Source organism: Streptomyces sp. SudanB52_2052, from assembly GCF_964272415.1.
GTDB lineage: Bacteria > Actinomycetota > Actinomycetes > Streptomycetales > Streptomycetaceae > Streptomyces > Streptomyces olindensis.
Window position 1 is genome coordinate 404,593 of record NZ_OZ186796.1, and the last position, 20,864, is coordinate 425,456.

Annotated in this window: 16 protein-coding genes and 1 pseudogene; 14 read left to right on the forward strand and 3 right to left on the reverse strand. The window is 73.6% G+C overall.

The window, feature by feature from the left end; genetic code table 11:
• The first annotated feature begins 15 nt into the window (after positions 1 to 15).
• Positions 16 to 1,767, forward strand: coding sequence for an ABC transporter ATP-binding protein (locus tag ACSUPV_RS01905; protein WP_037764146.1), 1,752 nt, complete (start codon positions 16 to 18; stop codon positions 1,765 to 1,767).
• Complete coding sequence (locus ACSUPV_RS01910) at positions 1,764 to 3,779, forward strand: ATP-binding cassette domain-containing protein (RefSeq protein WP_436946784.1); 2,016 nt, start codon at positions 1,764 to 1,766, stop codon at positions 3,777 to 3,779. The genes ACSUPV_RS01905 and ACSUPV_RS01910 overlap by 4 nt, the downstream gene beginning before the upstream one ends.
• On the opposite strand, the pseudogene ACSUPV_RS01915 reads toward ACSUPV_RS01910, so the two are convergent.
• A pseudogene (locus tag ACSUPV_RS01915) lies at positions 3,702 to 4,388 on the reverse strand (response regulator transcription factor); the annotation flags it as partial. The gene ACSUPV_RS01910 and the pseudogene ACSUPV_RS01915 sit on opposite strands and share 78 nt — an antisense overlap.
• Before the next feature lie 164 nt (positions 4,389 to 4,552).
• Here ACSUPV_RS01915 and ACSUPV_RS01920 point away from each other — a divergent pair.
• Entirely contained in the window at positions 4,553 to 6,700 is a 2,148-nt protein-coding gene (locus ACSUPV_RS01920; RefSeq protein ID WP_359790510.1) for a SpoIIE family protein phosphatase, read from the forward strand.
• A gap of 590 nt (positions 6,701 to 7,290) precedes the next feature.
• Here the strand turns inward: ACSUPV_RS01920 and ACSUPV_RS01925 are convergent.
• Positions 7,291 to 8,637, reverse strand: a complete 1,347-nt coding sequence (locus tag ACSUPV_RS01925; protein ID WP_382608585.1) for a S1 family peptidase — start codon at positions 8,635 to 8,637, stop codon at positions 7,291 to 7,293.
• Positions 8,638 to 9,382: 745 nt separating this feature from the next.
• Between ACSUPV_RS01925 and ACSUPV_RS01930 the strand changes: the two genes are divergently transcribed.
• The 10 genes from ACSUPV_RS01930 (at position 9,383) to ACSUPV_RS01975 (ending at position 19,314) form a co-directional block, all read left to right on the forward strand.
• Positions 9,383 to 9,598, forward strand: coding sequence for a hypothetical protein (locus tag ACSUPV_RS01930; protein WP_031117810.1), 216 nt, complete (start codon positions 9,383 to 9,385; stop codon positions 9,596 to 9,598).
• A 116-nt stretch (positions 9,599 to 9,714) separates the two neighbouring features.
• Positions 9,715 to 10,521, forward strand: coding sequence for an HlyD family efflux transporter periplasmic adaptor subunit (locus ACSUPV_RS01935; protein WP_031117809.1), 807 nt, complete (start codon positions 9,715 to 9,717; stop codon positions 10,519 to 10,521).
• Positions 10,518 to 12,743, forward strand: a complete 2,226-nt coding sequence (locus tag ACSUPV_RS01940) for an NHLP family bacteriocin export ABC transporter peptidase/permease/ATPase subunit (RefSeq protein WP_037764148.1) — start codon at positions 10,518 to 10,520, stop codon at positions 12,741 to 12,743. Before ACSUPV_RS01935 ends, ACSUPV_RS01940 begins: the two co-directional genes overlap by 4 nt.
• 1 nt (position 12,744) lies before the next feature.
• Positions 12,745 to 15,570 (forward strand): NHLP bacteriocin export ABC transporter permease/ATPase subunit, encoded by a 2,826-nt coding sequence (locus ACSUPV_RS01945; RefSeq protein WP_031117806.1) that lies wholly within the window; start codon positions 12,745 to 12,747, stop codon positions 15,568 to 15,570.
• A gap of 164 nt (positions 15,571 to 15,734) precedes the next feature.
• Positions 15,735 to 15,869, forward strand: coding sequence for a hypothetical protein (locus tag ACSUPV_RS01950; RefSeq protein WP_436946785.1), 135 nt, complete (start codon positions 15,735 to 15,737; stop codon positions 15,867 to 15,869).
• Positions 15,870 to 16,071: 202 nt separating this feature from the next.
• A complete protein-coding gene (locus tag ACSUPV_RS01955) occupies positions 16,072 to 17,079 on the forward strand; it encodes a Ppx/GppA phosphatase family protein (RefSeq protein WP_031117805.1) in 1,008 nt (335 codons plus the stop codon).
• A gap of 32 nt (positions 17,080 to 17,111) precedes the next feature.
• Entirely contained in the window at positions 17,112 to 17,300 is a 189-nt protein-coding gene (locus tag ACSUPV_RS01960) for a hypothetical protein (RefSeq protein ID WP_031117804.1), read from the forward strand.
• A gap of 135 nt (positions 17,301 to 17,435) precedes the next feature.
• Positions 17,436 to 18,449, forward strand: a complete 1,014-nt coding sequence (locus ACSUPV_RS01965) for an iron-containing redox enzyme family protein (RefSeq protein ID WP_436946786.1) — start codon at positions 17,436 to 17,438, stop codon at positions 18,447 to 18,449.
• A gap of 21 nt (positions 18,450 to 18,470) precedes the next feature.
• Complete coding sequence (locus tag ACSUPV_RS01970; protein WP_031117802.1) at positions 18,471 to 19,124, forward strand: HemK2/MTQ2 family protein methyltransferase; 654 nt, start codon at positions 18,471 to 18,473, stop codon at positions 19,122 to 19,124.
• Positions 19,105 to 19,314, forward strand: coding sequence for a CDGSH iron-sulfur domain-containing protein (locus ACSUPV_RS01975; protein WP_031117801.1), 210 nt, complete (start codon positions 19,105 to 19,107; stop codon positions 19,312 to 19,314). Before ACSUPV_RS01970 ends, ACSUPV_RS01975 begins: the two co-directional genes overlap by 20 nt.
• Before the next feature lie 154 nt (positions 19,315 to 19,468).
• Here the strand turns inward: ACSUPV_RS01975 and ACSUPV_RS01980 are convergent, their stop codons facing one another.
• Positions 19,469 to 19,903 (reverse strand): protease inhibitor, encoded by a 435-nt coding sequence (locus ACSUPV_RS01980; protein ID WP_031117800.1) that lies wholly within the window; start codon positions 19,901 to 19,903, stop codon positions 19,469 to 19,471.
• Positions 19,904 to 20,228: 325 nt separating this feature from the next.
• Between ACSUPV_RS01980 and ACSUPV_RS01985 the strand changes: the two genes are divergently transcribed.
• Positions 20,229 to 20,786: a hypothetical protein gene (locus ACSUPV_RS01985; protein WP_031117799.1), complete on the forward strand. Its 558-nt coding sequence runs from the start codon at positions 20,229 to 20,231 to the stop codon at positions 20,784 to 20,786.
• Positions 20,787 to 20,864: the final 78 nt, after the last annotated feature.

Here is a 20,864-nt window from a genome sequence, read left to right on the forward strand (position 1 = left end):
CCACGGAAGGCCCGTATGACCCCGCGTGCCGACGACGACCCGGCGGCCGCGCACGCCCGCACGCTGCTGCGCACGGCCACCCGGTACAGCGGGCTCCGCTGCGCGGCCCTGTGCCTGGTGAGCATGGCCGCGACCGGGGCCGGACTGCTGCTGCCGGCCGCGCTGGGCCGGGCCCTGGACCTTCTGCTGGCGCAGGCACCGGCGACCCGCTGGGTGCTGTACTGCGCCGGACTCGTGCTGCTGCTCGCCCTGCTGGACGCGGCCCAGACCGTGCTCACCGGCACCGTCGACGCCCGCAGCGCCGCGTGGCTGCGCCGCCGGCTGACCGGGCACGTCCTGGACGTCGGACCGCGGGCCGCCGACCGCTCCGGCTCCGGTGACCTCGTGGCGCGCCTGGTGGGCAACGCCGCCGAGGCCGGGACCGCCCCCGCGGCTCGGGCGGCCCTGCTCGCCGCCCTCGCCGGTCCGGTCGGCGGTGTGGTGGCGCTGGGCCTGATCGACTGGTGGCTCGCGGCCGTCTTCCTCGCCGGAGCCCCGGTCCTGACCTTCCTCCTGCGCGCCGTCGCCCGTGACACCACCGAGAGCGCGACGCGCTACCAGCGGGCGCAGGGCCGGATCGCGGCCGCGCTGGCCGAGGCCGTCGAGGGGGTCCGCACCGTCCGGGCGGCGGGGACCGAGAACCGGGAGACCGCCCGCGTGCTGCGGCCGCTGGCCGAGCTGTCCCGGGCCGGGCACCGCATGTGGCGGGTGCAGGGGCGGGCCGCCGCGCAGGCGGTCGCCGTGGCACCGCTGCTGCACCTCGGGGTCGTCGCGGTGGCCGGCGTGCTGCTCACCCGGGACCGGCTGTCGGTGGGGGACGTCCTCGCCGCCTCCCGGTACGCGGTGCTCGCGACGGGCGTCGGCGTCCTGGTCGGCCGGCTCGCGGGCCTGGCCCGGGCCCGGGCGGCGGCCCGGCGCCTCGGCGAGATCGAGACGGAGCCCGCCCCCGCGTACGGCGTACGCCGGCTGCCGGACGGCCCCGGGCGGCTGGAACTGCGGGGCGTCACGGCCCGGCGGGGCGGACGCGCCGTGCTCGACGGGGTGGACCTCGTCGTGCCGGGTGGCACGACCCTGGCCGTGGTCGGCCGGTCCGGCACGGGCAAGTCGCTGCTGGCCGCGCTCGCCGGCCGGCTGGCCGACCCGGACGCGGGCGAGGTCCTGCTCGACGGGGTGCCGCTGCGCGACCTGGCCCACGACGACCTGCGCCGCGCCGTCGGCTACGCCTTCGCCCGCCCGGCCCTCCTGGGCGGCACGATCGAACAGGCGATCGGCCTCGGCCTGCCCTCCCCCTCCCCCGGCCGCATCCGGGAGGCGGCCCGTACGGCCCTCGCGGACGACTTCGTGCGCCGCCTCCCCGACGGCTACGACACGCCGGTCGCCGACGCCCCGCGCTCGGGCGGCGAGTCCCAACGCCTCGGGCTGGCCCGGGCGTTCGCGCACGGCGGGCGTCTTCTGGTCCTGGACGACGCCCTGTCCAGCCTCGACACGGTGACGGAGCGCCGCATCACCGACGCCCTCCTCGGCGACGGCCCGGGCGCGACCCGGCTCCTGGTGGCCCACCGCACTGCGACGGCCGCGTGCGCGGACGCGGTGGCCTGGCTGGACGGGGGGCGGGTGCGGGCTGTGGGGCGGCACGAGGAGCTGTGGCGGAGCACGGAGTACCGGGCGGTGTTCGGAGAGGCGGACGGCACCGCGTGCGCGGGGGCCGGGGCGGGAGCGGAGGCATGACCGGCGCGAGGAGTACGACCCTGCCCGCACGGGGCCTGCGCTTCCTGCTGGCCCGCCGGCGGGTGCTGCTGCGGCTCGCCGTCTGGTCGGCGCTGGAGACCGGGCAGACCTTCCTCATCGGGTACGGGCCCGCCCGCGCCCTGGACGCCGGGTTCCTGCGCGGGCGGCCGGACGCCGGTCTCGCCTGGCTCGCGGTGACCGGGCTCGGCGTCCTGCTCGGCGCGTACGGCACCGCGCGGGTCTACGCCGCCGTCGCCGCGCTGGTCGAACCGCTCCGGGACCGACTGGTCGAACGGGTCGTCTCCCGCGGGGTGCGGACCGGTGACGCGGGGTCCCTGTCGGGGCTCACCCAGCAGGTGGAGATCGCCCGGGACACCTTCGCCGGGCTCGTCATGGTCTCCCGCTCCTTCGTGTTCACCGCCGCCGGCGCCCTGGTCGGCCTGTTCGCGCTCGCTCCGCCGCTCCTGCTGGTCGTGGGGCCGCCCCTGGCCGCCGGGGTGGTGCTGTTCGCGGCGACCCTGCGGCCCCTCGCCCGGCGGCAGGAGGCCTTCCTCGTCGCCGACGAGGCCCTGGCCGGCCACCTGGGCACGGTCTGCCCGGGCCTGCGGGACATCACGGCGACCGGCGCGGAGGCGCGAATCGCCGCCGCCACGGGTGAACGGGTCGAGGCGGAACTGCGGGCCGCACGCGCCCTGGCCCGCTGGGGCGTGCTGCGCGTGGCCTCCCTGGCCATCGGCGGCCAACTGCCGATCGTCCTGCTCCTCGCCACCGCCCCGTGGCTCCTGGCCCAGGGCGTCACCACGGGCGCCCTCGTCGGTGCCCTCGCCTACGTCACCCAGTCGCTGCTGCCGGCCCTGCGCAACCTGGTCCACGGCCTGGGCACCAGCGGCTCCCGCCTGACGGTGGTGCTGCGCAGGCTGACCGGTGATTCCGGTGTGGTGGCAGGACGGGAGACACCGACCCACACACGGCCCGACGACGCGACGACCGGACGCCGGACGCGCCTGCCCGGCAAGCCGGATGGCCCGTTCCTCCAGGGCGCTCGCCGGGGCGCGCAGGACCGGCCCACGGCACACGCAGACGCCGACCCGCCCGGTCGAAACGCCGTGCCCGCACGGCCGGGATCACCCTCTGCCCTCTCCCTCACCTCCGTCACCTTCGCCTACGGCCCGGCGAGCACCCCGGTCGTCGACGGCCTCGAGCTCACGCTCGCGCCCGGCACGCACCTGGCCGTCGTCGGCCCCAGCGGTGCCGGGAAGTCCACGCTGACCGCCCTCGTCGCCGGGCTCCTCGCGCCGGACCGGGGCACGATCACGGTGGGCGGACACACCGTGCCCGGGCCGGAGGCCGCCGCCGCGCGCGTGCTCATCCCGCAGGAGGCGTACGTCTTCGACGGCACCCTGGCCGAGAACCTCGCGTACCTGCGTCCGGACCCCGTGCCCGAGGAGGACATGCTCGCCGCCGCCGAGGCGGTCGGCCTCGCCCCGCTGGCCGACCGCCTCGGCGGCCTCGGGGCCCGGGTCGACCCCGCCACCCTGTCGGCCGGCGAACGGCAGCTCGTCGCCCTGACCCGGGCTTTCCTGTCGTACGCCCCGCTCGCCCTGCTCGACGAGGCCACCTGCCATCTCGACCCCGAGACGGAGGAGCGGGCGGAGCGGGCCTTCGCCGCGCGGCCGGGCGGGACCCTGGTGGTCGTCGCCCACCGCATCAGCTCGGCCCGCCGCGCCGACCGCGTGCTGGTCATGGACGGCCGGAGCACGGCGTACGGCGGCCACGAGGAGCTGCTGCGGTCCTCGGCGCCGTACCGGGACCTCGTCGGCAGCTGGACACCCGTGCCGTGCCGGCGGCGGTCAGAGCCAGCCCTGACCCTGGGAGATGCGGATCGCGTCGATGCGGTTGCGGGCCCCGGTCTTGCGGGTGATGGCCGCCATGTAGTTGCGCACGGTCCCGTGGGACAGGTGCAGGCTCCCGGCGATCTCCGCGATGGAGGCTCCCTCGGCCGCGAGGGATAACACGCTCAGTTCTCTTCGGGTCAGCGGCATCTCGGCCGCCTTGAGGAATCCGAAGCCCAGCGAGTCGTTGACGAAACGTTCCCCCTCGGCGACCCGGCGGATCCCGCGCAGCAGGTTCTGCGGCGAGCCCTCCTTGTCGACGTAACCGAGCGCCCCCGCCTCGACCGCCCGCTTCAGCAACCCCGGCCGGTTCGCCGTGGCGAGGACGAGCAGCCGCGGGCGCGTGCGGTCCGGGCCGGGCCGGCACAGCTCCCTCAGCGGCGGAATGCCGTAGGAGTCCGCGCACTCCAGGTCCGCCGCGCACACATCCGGCCGCATCGACCGCACCATGCCCGGCGCACCGCGCCACGAGGTGTCGTGCACCGCCAGATCGGACTCCCCCCGCAGCCACTCAGCCAGCACCGATCGCACCAGACACTCGTCGTGCACCAGAAGCACCCGGATCAACTGCCACCCCCTCGGCTCGCCTGCGCCCTCTCGTCCTGGTGAGCGCGTGCCCCATTGTTCGCGACCGTGACCCTGCGTGGGCGCGGAGAACCGGCCATCAGGGTGCGCGGGGGCGCACGCGCGGCGCCTGTACGCCCAGCCGCGCTTCGACTTCGTGGGCATGGGTCGCGGCGGTCGGGGTACGCACGCGCCTTCTCCGAAGCCACACTCCTGTGACCGACGGTAACCGGGATCGGCCCCCGAGCCTCTCGTCGTGCGCGACGGGCCGCCAGGGGGGAGATTTGTTCCTGGGCCCGGTCGCGCGGCCGTGCGAGGAGGTGGTCGGCGTGTCCGACGGGCAGTCGTCCGCGCAGGCGCCGGCAGCCGCCAGGTCGCCGGTGGGCCGTCCGCTGCTGTCCCTGGCGCTGGCCTCGATGATGGACGAGGTGCACGCCCACTCCGGCGCGGTCTACCTGCTGTCGCCGGACCAGCCGGTGCTGGAGATGGCGGTGATGGCGGGGCTGCCCCGGGCGTTCGCGGCGCCCTGGGAGCGGGTCGGGCTGAGCGCGCCGATCCCGGTCGCCGACGCGGCGCGCGAGCGGCGGCTGGTCTGGGTCGGCGGCGAGGAGGAGATGGCCCGCCACTATCCGCGGATCGCCGTGGTGCTGCCCTATCCGTTCGCCCTCGCCGCGGTGCCGGTGGCCACCGAGTCCACCGTGTACGGCGCGGTCTTCGTCACCTGGCCGGGCGCGCATCCACCGGAGCTGTCCGAGCACGAGCGCGAGCATCTGACCGCGGCCTGCGGGCGGCTCGCGGTCCGGCTGCAGCGGGCCGCCGAGCACAGCATCCCGCCGTACTCCGAGTCCGATCTGGTCGCCTCTCCCCTGGTGGGCGGCATGGCGGGCACGCTCGGCACGGTCGAGGCGGCCCGGATGGTGAGCCGGCTGCCCTACGGGCTGGTCTCGCTGGATCTGCACGGGCGGATCGGCTTCGTCAACGCGGCGGCGGCCGAGCTGCTGAACGTCCCGGTCAGCCGACTGCTCGGCACGCAGCTGTGGGCGTCGGTGCCGTGGCTCAACGACCCCGTCTACGAGGACCGCTACCGGGCGGCGCTGATGAGCCAGCACACCACCTCGTTCGTGGCGCTGCGCCCGCCCGGCGAGTGGCTGTCGTTCCGGCTGTATCCGAGCACGACGGGCCTGAGCGTGCGCATCACCAGGTCGCGGGCCGTGTCGGAGATGAACCGGGCCGCGCCGCCGTCCGACGGGAAGCCGTCCCGGCTGGTCACCATGTCGCAGGTGCTGGACCTGGCCAGCGCGCTCACCGAGGCGGTGGGCGTGCAGGACGTGGTGCAGCTGGTCGCGGACGAGATCGCCCCCGCCGTGGGCAGCCAGGCCCTCGTCGTGCTGGGCTCCCGGGGGAACCGGCTGCGCGTGCTGGGGCACCGCGGCTACCGGGACGCGCACGTGGTGGAGCGGTTCGACGGGATGCCGCTGACCGAGCCGACGCCCGGCACGCAGGTGCTGCGGACCGGTGTGCCCGCGTTCTTCGAGTCGCAGGAACAGCTGGAGCGCCTGTACCCGGCGCGGGTCATGACGCCCGACGGGTTCGCGGCCTGGGCGTACCTGCCGCTGATCGCCCAGGGGCGGCCGGTCGGGACGTGCGTGCTCTCCTACGCCGAGCCGCACCCGTTCCCCACGGAGGAGCGGGCGGTGATGACCAGTCTGGCCGGGCTCATCGCCCAGGCGCTGGAGCGGGCCCTGCTCTACGACGCCAAGCACCGGCTGGCGCACGGCCTCCAGGAGGCCCTGCTGCCGCACTCCCTGCCATCGCTGCCCGGCATCGAGGCGGCGGGCCGCTACGTGCCGGCCACACAGGGCATGGACATCGGCGGCGACTTCTACGACCTGGTGCGCACCCAGGGCATGGCGGCCGCGGTGATCGGGGACGTGCAGGGGCACAACGTCACGGCGGCCGGGCTGATGGGCCAGGTCCGCACCGCGGTCCGGGCGTACACGGCCGTGGGCCAGGCACCCGAGGAGGTCATGCGCAGCACCAACCGGCTGCTGCTCGACCTGGGCTCCGACCTGTTCGCCAGCTGCCTGTACCTGCGGCTCGACCCGGCGCACGGCCGGGCCGTGATGTCCCGGGCCGGTCATCCGCCGCCGCTGCTGAGACGGCCGGACGGGCGGGTCCGTGTCCTCGACCTCGCCGGAGGCCCGCTGCTGGGCATCGACGCCTCGGCGGTGTACCCGACGACGGAGGTCGCCCTGCCTCCCGGCTCCCTGCTCGTCCTGTACACCGACGGGCTGGTGGAGTCTCCCGGCACGGACTTCGAGGAGGCCCTGGCGGATCTGGGCCGACGCCTGACGGACGCCGGGGACGGGCCGCTGGACGAGCTGGCCGACAGCCTGGTGCATCACCAGCGGCTCCACACGGACGGCGAGGAACGCCTCGACGACATCGCCCTGTTGCTCCTCCGGGCCCTCGGGTAGGGCCGTCCCGCGGCTGCCGAGCGGCCTGGCGCCGCCCCGGCCGCCGCATCGGCCACGCCGAGTCGGCCAACGTAGGCGGCGGCGTCGGGCGGGACGGCCGGAGGCGGCTCGTGGCCTACGGTGACTCCGGCGACTCCAGCCATCCGCCCCGCGTCTCGCCGACCAGCGGCCGGGGCGGGTTCCCCGGCGGCGCTCGGACGAGCCGGTCCTCCCGCCGGAGGCCCGGCCCGGTCTACCGCCGGCGGGAACCGCGTCCGTGGCCGCACGGTACCCAAGGACGCACCGCGTCCTGGACCGCACGGTGGCGAAGGCCCACCGTGGCAAAGGCCGCACCGTGGCCGGGAAGACCGGTGGCCCGGAACGCCAGCGGGCTGGCCCGGTCCACCGCCGGCCGGAACCGCGTCCAGGGCCGCACAGTGGCCAAGGCCGCACGGCGGCCGGGAAGGCCGTGGCCCGGAGCGCCGGTGGGCCCGGGAACGTCGGTGGCCGCGAACGTCGGTGGCCGGGAACACCGGTGAGCCGGCCCGGTCCCGCCTGGAAGGGGGCGGGACCGGGCCGGCGGCGTCGGACCGGCTGCCGACGGTCTCAGGTCAGCGGGACTCGGTCAGGCTCGAGTCGCCCTCGACACCCTGGCCCGCGTCCTGGTCGGCACCCGCTTCCTCGCCTCCGGCCTGCTCGCCGGCACCGGCCTCCTCACCGGCGCCCGCTTCCTGACCGGCGCCCGCTTGCTCACCGGCACCAGCCCCGGCGTCCTGACCGGCGCCCGCCTCTTCACCGGCACCCGCTTCCTCGCCCGCACCGGCGCCGCCGCCCGCGGCGCCGCCGCCGAGGGTCGCGCCGACCGCCTCCAGGGCGGTGGTGACCGGCTGGAAGAACGTCTCGCCGCCGACCGTGCAGTCACCGCTGCCGCCGGAGGTCAGGCCGATCGCGAGACCGTCCTGGGTGAACAGCGAGCCGCCGCTGTCGCCGGGCTCGGCGCAGACGTTGGTCTGGATGAGGCCCGTGACCGTGCCCTCGGGGTAGTTCACCGTGGCGTCGAGGCCGAGGACCTGGCCGTCGGCGAGCCCGGTGGTGCTGCCCATCCGGAAGACCTCCTGGCCGACGGTCGCCTCCGCGGCCTCGGTGATCTGGACGGTCTGGTTGCCGGTGTTGACCTCGCTGGGCGCCTCGGTCGCCGGGTCGTCGTACTTCACGAGCGCGAAGTCGCCGTCGCCGGGGAAGGTCGACTGGTCGACGGTGGCGATCGGCTGGCCGCCCTGCGTGTCGGACCACTCGTTGCCGCCGAGGGTGCAGTGACCGGCCGTCAGGAACGCCGGGGATCCGTCGCCCGCGGTGACGTTGAAGCCGAGGGAGCAGCGCGAGCCGCCCGCGAAGATGGCGTCACCGCCCGAGACGAACGGCTTGAAGGTGCCCGACGACTTCTTGATGGTGGCCATGCCGGAGCCGAGGCTCCGCACGGTGCTCTCCAGTCTGTCCCACTTGGCACCGGTCACGGTGCTGTCGGCGGTCACCAGGAGCTTGTTGGTGCGCGGGTCGATCGACCACGAGGTGCCCGCGATGGTCGCCTCCGACTTCAGCGTCGACGCCCCGTCCTGGAGCTCCGACCAGCTGTTCTCGACCTCGCGCACCTTCGCGCCGGCCGCCTTCGCCTGCACGATCACGTTGTTGTTGTCGCCCGGTACGACGTTGACGACGAGCTGCTGGCTGTCGCCGTCGTAGTAGGAGCCGCCGAACGCCTCACCGAGGAGCCCGGAGAGCTGCGAGGCGAGATCCGAGGCGTCGCCCGCCTTCAGGGTCTTCGGCGCGGCCGCCGCGTCGTCGGACGAACCGTCCTGTGACGCGTTGGCGTTGGGGAGCAGGATCGCGGCCGCGCCGAGCGCCACCACGCTGCCCGCCGCTATCGCGGCCTTGCGCTTCGGAATTCGCTTGTGACTCAAACTTCTCTCCTCCTGAGGGACGGAGTATGTGCCGCCGTCCGGCAGCTTCGGGGGGCGCCTGGATGGCTGTTGGTACGCACGGGCCGAGTGGGGCGTTCAATTCCGTTTGCAAGTGATCCCTTCGCATCACGGAACCGGCCAACTCCCGCCGCCCGCGCGCCGACCGCGCGATCCGCGACTCCCCTGGTCACAGCGGGCCGCTCCGGAGGGGGGAAGGGGGTTGCCCACGGCGGTGCGATGGCCGGATGACGGCGTTTCAGCGGCGGGCGTCAGTCCGACCCGCCGAACAGACACGGTCCGTATGCGCGCGGAAACGATCTGTTGCGATGGTCGAGTTGAATCCCGACTTCAGCGAATCTGCACATCGAATGCTCAACCCGGTCACCAAGTCGAAGGTTGTCCACAGGCCGGCCGACGGTGTCACGCCTTTGGGGCGGGAGTGCCGGATTCGCCGCCCCGGGAGGCAAGGGATCGGATGAGCCGATGCCGTGCCGCATGTGAAGAACTCGCCACCAAGGCGTGCACACACCTGCACGGAACGGGGCTCCTGCGACGCAAGTTCCCTGGTGAGGCTGGTGGTTGATTGGAAGCGCGCGCCCGCAGCGTGCTTTGATCCATCGCACCGCGGGGGCCGCGAAGGGCACTCGGAAACGGATGTCCGGCGCTCGCGGTCGCGGCCGTCATCTGTCCCCCAGAGGGGGCCGCTCCCCCCTTGTGAGATATCCATACGAAGGGAAGTTCCACCATGAACTCCACCCCCCAGGTTGAGACCGTCGAGATCGCCGACGCCGAGCTCGACGCCGTTTCCGGTGGCCTGTCCGTGAACGCCGTGAACACCGTCACCGACACGGTCGACAGCATCGCCCCGGTCTCCGGCCTGGTGAACACCGCTGTCGGCACCGTCGAGGGCGTCACCGGCCTGAACACGGCTCCGGTCACCAACCTGGTCGCCGGTCTCTGATCGAGCCCTTGTGCCGTTGAGGCCCGGAACCGCAGCCGGCGGTTCCGGGTTCTTCGGGTGCCGTGGCGACCTCTGCCACGGCCGTCAGAACCTCTTCTACGGGTGAGGGAAGTTCCTTGCAGTTCCGCCAACAGGCCCTCGCCAAGCTTCAGTCACCGGAGGAACTCGACCTCCCGGTGCGTTTCGCCCGCCCGCAGGGCTGGCTCGTGCTCTCGGTGACGGTGGTCGCGATGGCCGCCGCCTCGGTGTGGGCGGTGACCGGCTCGGTGACCTCCACCGTCAGCGCGCCCGCCATCCTCACGCACGGGCAGGGCAGTTACGTCCTCCAGAGCCCCGTCGCGGGCCAGGTCACCGCGGTGCTCGCCAAGCAGGGCCAGCAGGTGCCCGCCGACGCCCCCGTGCTGAAGGTCCGTACGGCCAGGGGCGAGACGGTCGTCCGCACGCTCGACGCGGGCCGCGTCTCCGCACTCGCCGCCACCGTCGGGCAGATCATCCAGACGGGCGCGAACGTCGCCGCCGTCGAGAAGGTCGCCCGCGCCCAGGACCCGCTGTACGCGACCGTGTACGTGCCCGCCGAGAACGCCGCCTCGATCCCCGACGACGCCGCCGTCGACCTGACCGTGCAGTCGGTGCCGACCCAGGAGTACGGCGTGCTGCGCGGCCATGTGAAGTCGGTGGACCGCTCGGCGCAGTCCCCGCAGCAGATCTCCGCGTTCCTCGGGGACAGCCAGCTGGGCGAGCAGTTCACGAAGAAGGGCAGGCCGGTGGCCGTCACGGTCCGGCTGGACAAGTCGTCCGCCACGAAGAGCGGTTACCGGTGGTCGTCCGCGGACGGGCCGCCGTACAAGCTGACCTCCATGACGCTGGCCACGGGGTCGATCCGGCTGGCCGACCAGCGTCCCGTCGACTGGCTGCTGCCATGAGCGCGACCGCGCAGGAGACCCGGGGCAGGCGCCGCGCCGCCCCGCCGAAGCGCAAGGTGCCCAAGGGCAAGGCCAAGACGGTCCGCACGCCCACCGTGCTCCAGATGGAGGCCGTGGAGTGCGGCGCCGCCTCCCTGGCGATGGTGCTCGGCCACTACGGCAAGCACGTCCCGCTGGAGGAGCTGCGCATCGCCTGCGGTGTCTCCCGTGACGGCTCGCGCGCCAGCAACCTGCTGAAGGCGGCCCGCAGTTACGGCCTGACGGCCAAGGGCATGCAGATGGACCTGGCCGCCCTCGCCGAGGTGAAGTCGCCGGCCATCCTGTTCTGGGAGTTCAACCACTACGTCGTCTACGACGGCATGGGCCGCCGCTTCGGCCGCCGGGGCGTCTACATCAACGACCCCGGCAAGGGCCGCCGCTTCGTCCCGATGGAGGACTTCGACGGCAGCTTCACCGGTGTCGTGCTGGTCATGGAGCCCGGCGAGGACTTCACCCGGGGCGGGCGCAAGCCCGGCGTCCTCGGCGCGATGCCCGCCCGGCTGCGCGGCACCGCGGGCACCATGCCCGCCGCCGTCCTGGCGAGCCTGCTGCTGGTGGCGGTCGGTGCGGCGGTGCCCGCGCTCAGCCGCACCTACATCGACGAGTTCCTGATCGGGAACAAGACCTCGCTGCTCGGCGTGCTGTTCGCGTCGATGGCGGCGTGCGTGCTGCTCACGGTCGTGCTGACCTGGCTCCAGCAGGCGAACCTGCTGCACGGCCGCATCATCTCCTCCACCCTGTCCAGCGCCCGGTTCCTGCGGCACCTGCTGCGGCTGCCGGTGACGTTCTTCTCCCAGCGCAGCCCGGCCGACCTGGTGCAGCGGCTCCAGTCCAACGACGCGGTCGCCGAGACCCTGTCCCGTGACCTCGCGGCGGCGGGCGTGGACGCGATCGTGGTCGTGCTGTACGCGGTGCTGCTCTACACCTACGACCCGCAGCTGACGTTCGTCGGCATCGGCGTGGCCCTGCTGAACATCGTGGCCATGCGGGTCGTCGTCCGGCTGCGCGCCACCCGCACGGCGAAGCTGCGCGCCGACACGGCCCGGCTCACCAACACCGCCTACACCGGCCTGCAGCTCATCGAGACGATGAAGGCGACGGGCGGTGAGGACGGCTACTTCCGCAAGTGGGCCGGGCAGCACGCCACCACCCTGGAGGAGCAGCAGCGGCTCGGCGTGCCGAGCGCCTGGCTGGGCGTGGTCGCGCCGACGCTCGCCACCCTGAACAGCGCGCTGATCCTGTGGATCGGCGGTATGCGCGCGGTCGAGGGGCACATCTCGGTCGGCCTGCTGGTCGCCTTCCAGGCCCTGGTCACCCGGTTCACCGCCCCGCTGACCCGGCTGAACGGCGTCGCGGGCCGCATCCAGGACTTCGCCGCCGACGTGGCCCGGCTGAAGGACGTGGAGAACTTCAAGGCCGACCCGCTCTACGGCCGCCCCGGCGCCGGCGAGTCCACGCGCCGCCTCCAGGGCCACGTGGAGCTGGAGAACATCACCTTCGGCTACAGCCCGCTCGACAAGCCGCTGCTCACCGGCTTCGACCTGACGGTCGGGCCCGGGCAGCAGGTGGCGCTGGTCGGCGGCTCGGGCAGCGGCAAGTCCACGGTGTCCCGGCTGATCTCCGGCCTGTACGCGCCGTGGGAGGGCGTGATCCGCATCGACGGGCAGCGCATCGAGGACATCCCGCGCGGGGCGCTCGCCGCCTCCGTCTCCTTCGTCGACCAGGACGTGTTCCTCTTCGAGGGCACGGTCCGCGACAACGTGGCGCTGTGGGACCCGTCGATCCCGGACGACGCGGTCGAGGACGCGCTGCGGGACGCGGCGCTGTACGACGTGATCACGCGCCGCCCGGGCGGCATCCACAGCAAGGTCGAGCAGGACGGGCGCAACTTCTCCGGCGGGCAGCGCCAGCGTCTGGAGATCGCGCGGGCGCTGGTGCGCCGGCCGAGCATCCTGGTGCTCGACGAGGTGACGAGCGCGCTGGACGCGGAGACCGAGCTGGTCGTGATGGACAATCTGCGCCGGCGCGGCTGCGCCTGTGTGGTGATCGCGCACCGGCTCAGCACCGTGCGCGACAGCGACGAGATCGTCGTCCTGCAGCACGGCACGGTCGTGGAGCGCGGGCGGCACGAGGAACTGGTGGCGCACGGCGGCGCCTATGCGGCACTGGTCAGGGAACGGTGACATGACGACCGTCCACGAAGGACACGACGGGGACCTCGTGCTGGGCGCCTTCGGGCAGATGGGCTCGCGCATCGACTGCGCCGGGTTCAACCGCCTGGACCTGGAGGGCCCGCAGGTGCTGTGGCTGGTCGCGTCCGGCGCCGTCGACCTGTTCGCGGTCGACGCCGGGCAGCAGGGCCACTGGCACCACCTGGGCCGGCTGGAGGCGGGGTCGCTGGTGCTCGGCCCGGTGGCGGGACCGCAGCACACCCTCGTGGCCCGCCCCCTGCGGGACTGCGTGGTGCACCGCATCGGGCTGCGCGAGCTGTACCAGCCCGCCAACACCGCGACCTGGTCGTACGACGAGTACGGCAACCCGCAGTACGTGCCGCCGACGACGAGCCCGCTGGAGTACGCGCTCGCGCTCGGGGTCGGCCGCAGCCTGTCCATCCTCTTCCAGGCGCCGATGGCCACCGAGCGGGCGGCCGCGCCCACCGACGACGACGTGTTCTGGATGCAGGTGCCGCCGGGCAGCGTCCAGTACGGCTCGCTGTACGGCGCGGAGGCGGCGGCCGACCTGCTGATGGATCCGGCGCTGTGGCAGTCCATGGTCGACCAGCAGTACCGGCTGCTGACCACGCTGGACCGCTGGATCGAGCAGCTGGAGCGCACCCACGAGGACCGCACCGCCGAGGGCATCAAGGCCGGTGAGGCGGTCCGTGCCCAGGCCGATCAGACGCTGCTCGCCTCCATCGGCAAGCGGTCGTCGAAGCGGACCACCGCGGCCGACGCCGACGCCACGTACGCGGCGTGCAAGCTGGTCGGGCAGGCCGCCGGGATCAGCATCGCCGAGCCCACGCAGAAGGGCACCGGCGGCGACCGCCTCGACCCGGTCGAGCAGGTCGCGCTGGCCTCCCGGGTCCGCACCCGGGCCGTACGGCTGGACGGGCGCTGGTGGCGGGACAACGTCGGGCCGCTGGTCGGCCACCGGGCCCTGTCGGGCGCACCGGTGGCGCTGCTGTGGCGGCGCGGCGGCTACGTCGCCGTCCATCCGTCGACCGGGCGCGAGACGCCGATCGAGAAGGCCAACGCCGACGAGTTCGAGCCGCGCGCGGTGATGTTCTACCGCCCGCTGCCCGAACGGGGGCTCAGTCCGTTGCGGCTGCTGCGGTTCTGCATGCGGGGCATGCGCGGCGACCTGACGGCTCTGCTGCTCAGCGGTCTGGTCACGGTGGCGATCGGCGCGCTGGTGCCCATCGCCACGGGCAAGGTGCTCGGCGAGTTCGTGCCGAAGGCGCAGACGGACCTGATCGTGCAGGTGTGTCTGGCGGTGATGTTGAGCAGCGTGGTGGCGGCGGCCTTCATGCTGTTGCAGAACCTGACCATCCTGCGGCTGGAGGGCCGGGTCGAGGCCACGCTCCAGCCGGCCGTGTGGGACCGGCTGCTCAGGCTGCCGACGAAGTTCTTCACCGAGCGTTCCACGGGTGAACTGGCCAGCGCCGCCATGGGCATCAGCTCGATCCGCCGGCTGCTGGCGGGGGTCGGGCCGACCGTCGCCCAGTCGGTGACGGTGGGGGCGATGAACCTGGGGCTGCTGTTCTGGTTCAGCGTGCCGATGGCGATGGCCGCGATCGGCATGCTCGTCGTCATCGCGGCGGTGTTCCTGGGGCTCGGGCTGTGGCAGGTGCGCTGGCAGCGGCGGCTGGTGGTGCTCTCCAACAAGCTGAACAACCAGGCGTTCCAGACGCTGCGGGGCCTGCCGAAGCTGCGGGTGGCGGCCGCGGAGAACTACGCGTACGCCGCGTGGGCGTCGGAGTTCGCCCGCAGCCGGGAGCTCCAGCAGAAGGTCGGCCGCATCAAGAACCTCACGTCGGTGCTGGGCGCGGTGTACCTGCCGCTGTGCACGCTGCTGATGTTCATGCTGCTGGCGGGCCCGGCCCGGGGCTCGATGTCGGCGGCGGCGTTCCTGACGTTCAACACCTCGGTGACGATGGTGCTGACCTCCGTGACCCAGCTGACGGGCTCGTTCGTCTCGGCGGTGGCCGCGCTGCCGCTGTTCGAGGAGATCAAGCCGGTGCTGGACGCCACGCCCGAGGTGCGTACGGCGAGCACCCGGCCGGGTCCGCTGACCGGGGCGATCGAGGCGCGGCGGGTGTCCTTCCGCTACGCCGACGACGGTCCGCTGGTCCTGGACGACGTGTCGTTCGAGGTGCGCCCGGGCGAGTTCGTCGCGATCGTCGGGCCGAGCGGCTGCGGCAAGTCGACGCTCCTGCGCCTGCTGATCGGGTTCGACCGTCCGGTGTCGGGGAGTGTGCTGTACGACGGTCAGGACCTGGCGGCCCTCGACCAGTCGGCGGTGCGCCGCCAGTGCGGTGTGGTGCTCCAGCACGCGCAGCCGTTCACCGGCTCCATCCTGGACGTCATCTGCGGCACCGAGCCGTACACGCCGGAGGAGGCGATGGCGGCGGCCGAGATGGCCGGGCTCGCGGAGGACATCAAGCGGATGCCGATGGGGCTGCACACCATCGTCTCCGGCAGCGGGGCGGTCTCCGGCGGCCAGCGGCAGCGGCTGATGATCGCCCAGGCGCTGATCCGGCGGCCGCGGATCCTCTTCTTCGACGAGGCGACCAGCGCGCTCGACAACGAGACGCAGCGCACGGTCATCGAGAGCACCAAGGCCCTCAACGCGACCCGGATCGTGATCGCCCACCGGCTGTCGACGGTGATGGACGCCGACCGGGTCGTCGTGATGGAGGACGGCAAGGTCATCCAGCAGGGTCCGCCCGCCCAGTTGCTCGCCGACACGAACGGCCGGCTGCACGAGCTGGTGCGCCGCCAGATGGCGTGACGTAGCGCACTCCCCCACAGTCCCAGCGAAACGTTGCCGTTTCGCTGGGAGCCCGAGGACACCGCCGCCCAGGCGCCGCCGACCTGCACTTCTCCGACGGCAACCGGCTGGGGCCCCCCACGCCTTTAAGGCAGTGGGGGAGGATCGTCACCGCGTACGCCCTGGTGTTCGCCTCCCTGCTGCTGCTCGTCGTCGCCCGCGCCCTCCAGGGCGTCTTCGGCGCCCTGCTCGTCCCGGCCGCGCTCTCTGCTCGGGTCCCGGCCGGCCAGGTAGTCGGTCGCCGCGCCACGGCGCGCTGATCGCGCTGGCGCTGCACCGGCGCGGAGTGCCGCGGCAGGACTCCGAGGCGGCCCCGGTCGTGCACATGTGACCGTCCGCGGGACGCCGGGGGCCGCCGTGCGCAGGGACGTGGCGGGCCCGGCGTCCGCGCGGGTGGCGCGTCTTCGCCCTCCGCGGCGGACCGACCCGTTGGTCTGCCGCGGAAATGGGTACCCACCGCGCATGCGAATCAGCGTGGTGGACGTGGGATCGAACACGGTCAGACTTGTGGTCGCGGACGCGGAGGGCGGGGTGCCGCTTCCGGTGCACACCTCCAAGTGGCGGCTCAGGCTGTCCGAGCAGGTCACACCGGGGGGACCCATCCCGGAGCAGGCGGTCGGGCAACTGGTCGACGCCGTCACCGAGGCGAGCAGGACCGCCACCCGGTGGGGCGCCGCGGGCCCGCTCGCCTTCGCGACCGCCGTGGTACGGAACGCGCCGAACCGGCACGAGGTGCTGCACGCCGTCCGGGCCCGTACGGGCGTCGACCTGTGCACCCTGCCGGGTGAGGTCGAGGCCGAACTGACTTTCCTCGGGGCCCGGCGCTGGATGGGCTGGCGGTCCGGGCCGCTCGCCCTGCTCGACATCGGCGGCGGCTCCCTCGAAGTGGCCTTCGGGCGCGGCCGGTTGCCGGACTTCGTGGCGTCGCTGCCGCTGGGCGCGGGGCGGCTCACCCACGAGTTCTTCGAGGGCGAGGACCCGCCGTCGCCCGAGCGGGTGCGGGCGCTGCGCCGCAGGGTGCGGCATCAACTGCGGGACGTCGCCGCCCGGATCCGCTGGGAGGGCCCGCGCACCGCGGTCGCCACCTCCCGCACGTTCCAGCAGCTGGGACGGCTGTGCGGGGCCGCGCCCGGACGCCACGGCCCGTTCGTGGACCGGCAGCTGCACCGCACGGACCTGGGGCAGGCGATCGTGCGGCTGGCCGCGCTGCCCGCCGCCGAACGCGCGCGGCTGCCCGGGATCTCCGCGCCGCGGGCCGCGCAGAGCCTGGCCGGCGCGGTGGTCGGGCACACGGCGATGAAGCTGACCGGCATCACGTCCGTCACCGTCTGCCCCTGGGCGATCCGCGAGGGGGTGCTGCTGCGCCACATCGAGGACGGCCCGTCCTGGTGGGCGGAGGTGACCCGCCGCAACGAGGAGGCGGCCCCTCCCGAACCGGTCCCGCTGCGCATCGCCACCGCCACGAACTGAGTGATCCGCACCGAACGCAGGAAGGAGACCCCGTGTCCCACCACAAGGACCACAACAGCTCCGGCAAGCAGCCCGAGACGGCGCTCGAGGAGGTCCTGCGCGAGATCGAGGACGCCGAGAAGCGCACCGAGGACTCCGCCGAGCAACGACGCCACCGGGGCGAGGCCGGGGAGGCCATCACCCCCAACACCCGCGCCCAGGAGGAGTCCGAGGGGGACTGAGCACCGCGGGGAGACCGACCGGGCACGGGCCCCGGGCGCGCCGACCGGCCGCCGGGGCCCGCGCCCTGCCCGAGGCCCTCGCGCGCCGGTACCACCCGGGCGGGTGACCAGGCGCCGCGCGGGTACCCGGGGCGCATGGAGCACGACCGTGACGAACCACGCCTGCCCACCCCGCGCGGCCCGCTTAGCCAGGGTGTCGAGACATACCTGCGGGGCGCGGGCCGACTGCCCCGCCTGGAGGAGGTCGCCCGTGCCGAGGTGTACGGCGATGACCTCCAGCTCGCCCTGTACCTCTGCTACGAGCTGCACTACCGCGGCTTCGCGGGCGTGTCCCCGGACCGCGAGTGGGACCCCGACCTGCTGCGCCTCCGGGCGGCCCTGGAGCAGCGCTTCCTGTCCGCCCTGCGTGCCGACGTCCGGGTCCACGACAGCGTCGACGAGGCGCTGGCGGACCTCCTGGTCGAACCCGTCGACGGCACGGGCGTCAGCCACTTCCTGCGCGACGAGGGCGAGCTGTGGCACCTGCGCGAGTACGCGGCCCAGCGTTCCCTGTACCACCTCAAGGAGGCCGACCCGCACGCCTGGGTGCTGCCGCGGCTGTGGGGCCGGGCGAAGGCGGCGATGGCGGCGGTGGAGTTCGACGAATGGGGCGGCGGCCGGGCCGACCGCGTGCACGCCCGGCTGTTCGCCGACCTGATGACGGACCTCGGCCTGGACACCACGTACGGCCGCTACCTCGACGCCACGTCCGCCGAGGCCCTGGTCACGGTGAACATGATGTCCCTCTTCGGCCTGCACCGGGCCCTCAGGGGCGCCCTGGTGGGCCACTTCGCGGCGGTCGAGATCACCTCCTCCCCCGGGTCGCGACGGCTCGCCGAGGCGATGCGCCGCACCGGCGCCGGCCCCGCGGCCGAGCACTTCTACGACGAGCACGTGGAGGCCGACGCGGTCCACGAGCAGGTCGTGCGCCACGACGTCATCGGCGGTCTGCTGGAGCGGGAGCCGCACCTCGCCCCGGACGTCGCCTTCGGCCTCGACGCCACGGAGTTCGTCGAGGAGCGCTTCGGCACACGACTGCTCACCGACTGGCGGGCATCCCGTTCATCACTGCATGCACCCCTCGCCCGTGAAACCACCTATATCTCCTGAGTGGCGGGGTACTCGACGTCCGTGAATCCACTGGTACTCCCGGGCGTGTACGCCCCACAGGAAGACACCGAGCTGCTGGCCGGTGCCCTGTCCGACGAACCGCTGCCCCCGGGCGCCGAGGTGCTCGACGTGGGCACCGGGACCGGCGCCCTGGCCCTGGAGGCGGCGCGCCGCGGCTTCCGCGTGACCGCCGTCGACGTGTCCTGGGGCGCCGTATGGGCGGCGCGACTGAACGCCCGGCTGGCCGGACTCCCGGTCCGCATCAGGCACGGGAACCTGTTCGAGCCCGTCCGCGGGGAGTCGTACGACCTCGTCCTGGCCAATCCGCCGTATGTGCCGGCGCCGGACGGCCGGCGTGCGCCGCGGGGCGCCGCGCGCGCCTGGGACGCGGGTGACGACGGGCGCCTGGTCGTGGACCGGATCTGCCGGGAGGCGCCCGGCCTGCTGCGTCCGGGCGGGGTGCTGCTGCTGGTGCAGTCGGCGCTGAGCGCCCCGGACCTCACCGTCGGGCAGCTGCGCGCCGCCGGCCTGAAGGCCGCGGTGACCCGGCGGCAACGGATCGCGTTCGGTCCCGTGCTGCGGGGCCGGGAACGCTGGCTGCGGGAGCGGGGGCTGCTGTCCGACACCGAGGACAAGGAAGAGCTGGTGGTCGTCCGTGCCGAACTCCCCGTCTGACCGGTCGTCCGAGGCCCCACGCCGCGTCTCCGTCCAGCGCAAAGGTCCGCTGTTGATGGAGGGCCCGGTGGAGGTGGAGCTGGAGGACGGCTCCGTCGTCACCTCCGACCGCTTCCGCGTGGCCCTGTGCACCTGCCGTCGCAGTCGCCGCTACCCGTGGTGCGACACGAGCCACCGCGACCGGGCCTGAGCCGAAAGTCCAGGGGCCGGCGGGCGGCCCCACTCCGCCCGCCGGCCCCCTTGTACGAGATCGCGGCCTCCCCGTGACAGCGGCCCGGCTCCCCAGCAACGAGCCGCCGTGCTTCACGGGAACTGCGCGATCCCGGTCCTCGGGAGGGTGGTCCCTAGAAGGAGAAGACGCCCGTGCCGTAGGCGTTCTTCATGCACTCGTTGGAGAAGACGCGCTCGTAGCTGACCCGCTGCCCCTGCCAGACGCCGTCGACGGTGACGACCACGGGGTCGTACTGCTTGGTGCACATCACGCCCTCCGTGGCGGTCAGGGCGTCGAAGTCGCCGCCAGCGCCACGCAGTTCGGCGCAGGCCTCGACGGCGGCCGGGTGGGTGCCCGCGGGCCTGGGGGCACAGGTCAGGGTGACCGCGCGTTCCGGAGTCGCGGCGATCGCGCTCTCTCCGTGGCCCACCGTGAGGACGAGGGCCGACGGGGCGTAGAGCGCGGCGGGGGCCGGACCCGGGGTGGCGAGCGCGGCCCCGGAGAGGGGTCCGCAGACGGCGGTGGCCGTCAGGCCGAGGGTCATGGCCCAGCGCGCGGTGTTCCGCATTGTGTGCATCCTTCCGCTCGATTACAGGGGGTGCCGGCCCGTGCTCGGTTGGTGCCCGGAACGGCGAGCGCGAGTCTGCCGAGTCCGTCGCCGAAACACACATCGACCCCACCGGTTTCAGTAACGTTACGTATTGAATCAGTGGCGCGAAGTTACGGAACGGATGCGCGTGAAGCCCGTAACTGCGCGGGCCGCGGGGGCATGAAGCGGCCAGATGGCCGATTTCCGGGTGTTCGTTAATAGGCCTGAAACATTCCGATTCCGCTGTGGGCCGACCACTTTGCAACCGCTTGCGTTCATGCTCCCGTCGAGTAATCGTCATTACATGATTACGAGCGAGCAGCGAGAGCAACTGCGCGGCTGGTTCGCCGGCCGCCTTCCCGACGACCTCTTCGAGGAACTGACCGAGATCACGGTCGACCGCGAGGAGATCACGGTGATCGGCCGCATCCCCGAACCCCGGCTGGCCGAGGACGCCCCGGCCGCCGAACGGGAGGCGGCCCTGGAGAGCCGGGTGCAGGAGTTCCGGGAGCGCACGCGCGAGGACCGGATGGCCGTGGCCCGGGAGGCCGAGCACCGGTTCCGCCGGAAGGTGTCCTGGGGTGTGGAGTGCGGCGGGCGGCGCGCCCTCTTCACGCACGTGGCCGCGCCCGTCATGACGCGGCTGCGCCAGCCGGAGCGCCAGGTCCTCGACACCCTGATCGCCGGCGGTGTCGCCCGCAGCCGCAGCGACGCGCTGGCGTGGTGCGTGCGCCTCGTGCAGCGTCACACCGACGACTGGCTCACGGAGTTGCGGGACTCCCTGGAGCACGTGCAGCGGGTCCGGGCGCAGGGGCCGGACGCCGGACCGGACCGCCCGCCGCACACGGACGACGAGGAGTGATCGCGGACTGGAGGATTCGTCCACTGACGGCTCCAGGAATGGATGAACCGTCCTCTGGCGTGGCCCGTCCGCGCCGCC

Excerpts from the sequence above, each read along its gene's own strand:
- ACSUPV_RS01905 (WP_037764146.1), top strand. The coding sequence starts at position 16 with ATGACCCCGCGTGCCGACGACGACCCGGCGGCCGCGCACGCCCGCACG.
- ACSUPV_RS01910 (WP_436946784.1), top strand. The coding sequence starts at position 1,764 with ATGACCGGCGCGAGGAGTACGACCCTGCCCGCACGGGGCCTGCGCTTC.
- ACSUPV_RS01930 (WP_031117810.1), top strand. The coding sequence starts at position 9,383 with ATGAACTCCACCCCCCAGGTTGAGACCGTCGAGATCGCCGACGCCGAG.
- ACSUPV_RS01940 (WP_037764148.1), top strand. The coding sequence starts at position 10,518 with ATGAGCGCGACCGCGCAGGAGACCCGGGGCAGGCGCCGCGCCGCCCCG.
- ACSUPV_RS01945 (WP_031117806.1), top strand. The coding sequence starts at position 12,745 with ATGACGACCGTCCACGAAGGACACGACGGGGACCTCGTGCTGGGCGCC.
- ACSUPV_RS01955 (WP_031117805.1), top strand. The coding sequence starts at position 16,072 with ATGCGAATCAGCGTGGTGGACGTGGGATCGAACACGGTCAGACTTGTG.
- ACSUPV_RS01965 (WP_436946786.1), top strand. The coding sequence starts at position 17,436 with ATGGAGCACGACCGTGACGAACCACGCCTGCCCACCCCGCGCGGCCCG.
- ACSUPV_RS01980 (WP_031117800.1), bottom strand. The coding sequence starts at position 19,903 with ATGCGGAACACCGCGCGCTGGGCCATGACCCTCGGCCTGACGGCCACC.
- ACSUPV_RS01985 (WP_031117799.1), top strand. The coding sequence starts at position 20,229 with ATGATTACGAGCGAGCAGCGAGAGCAACTGCGCGGCTGGTTCGCCGGC.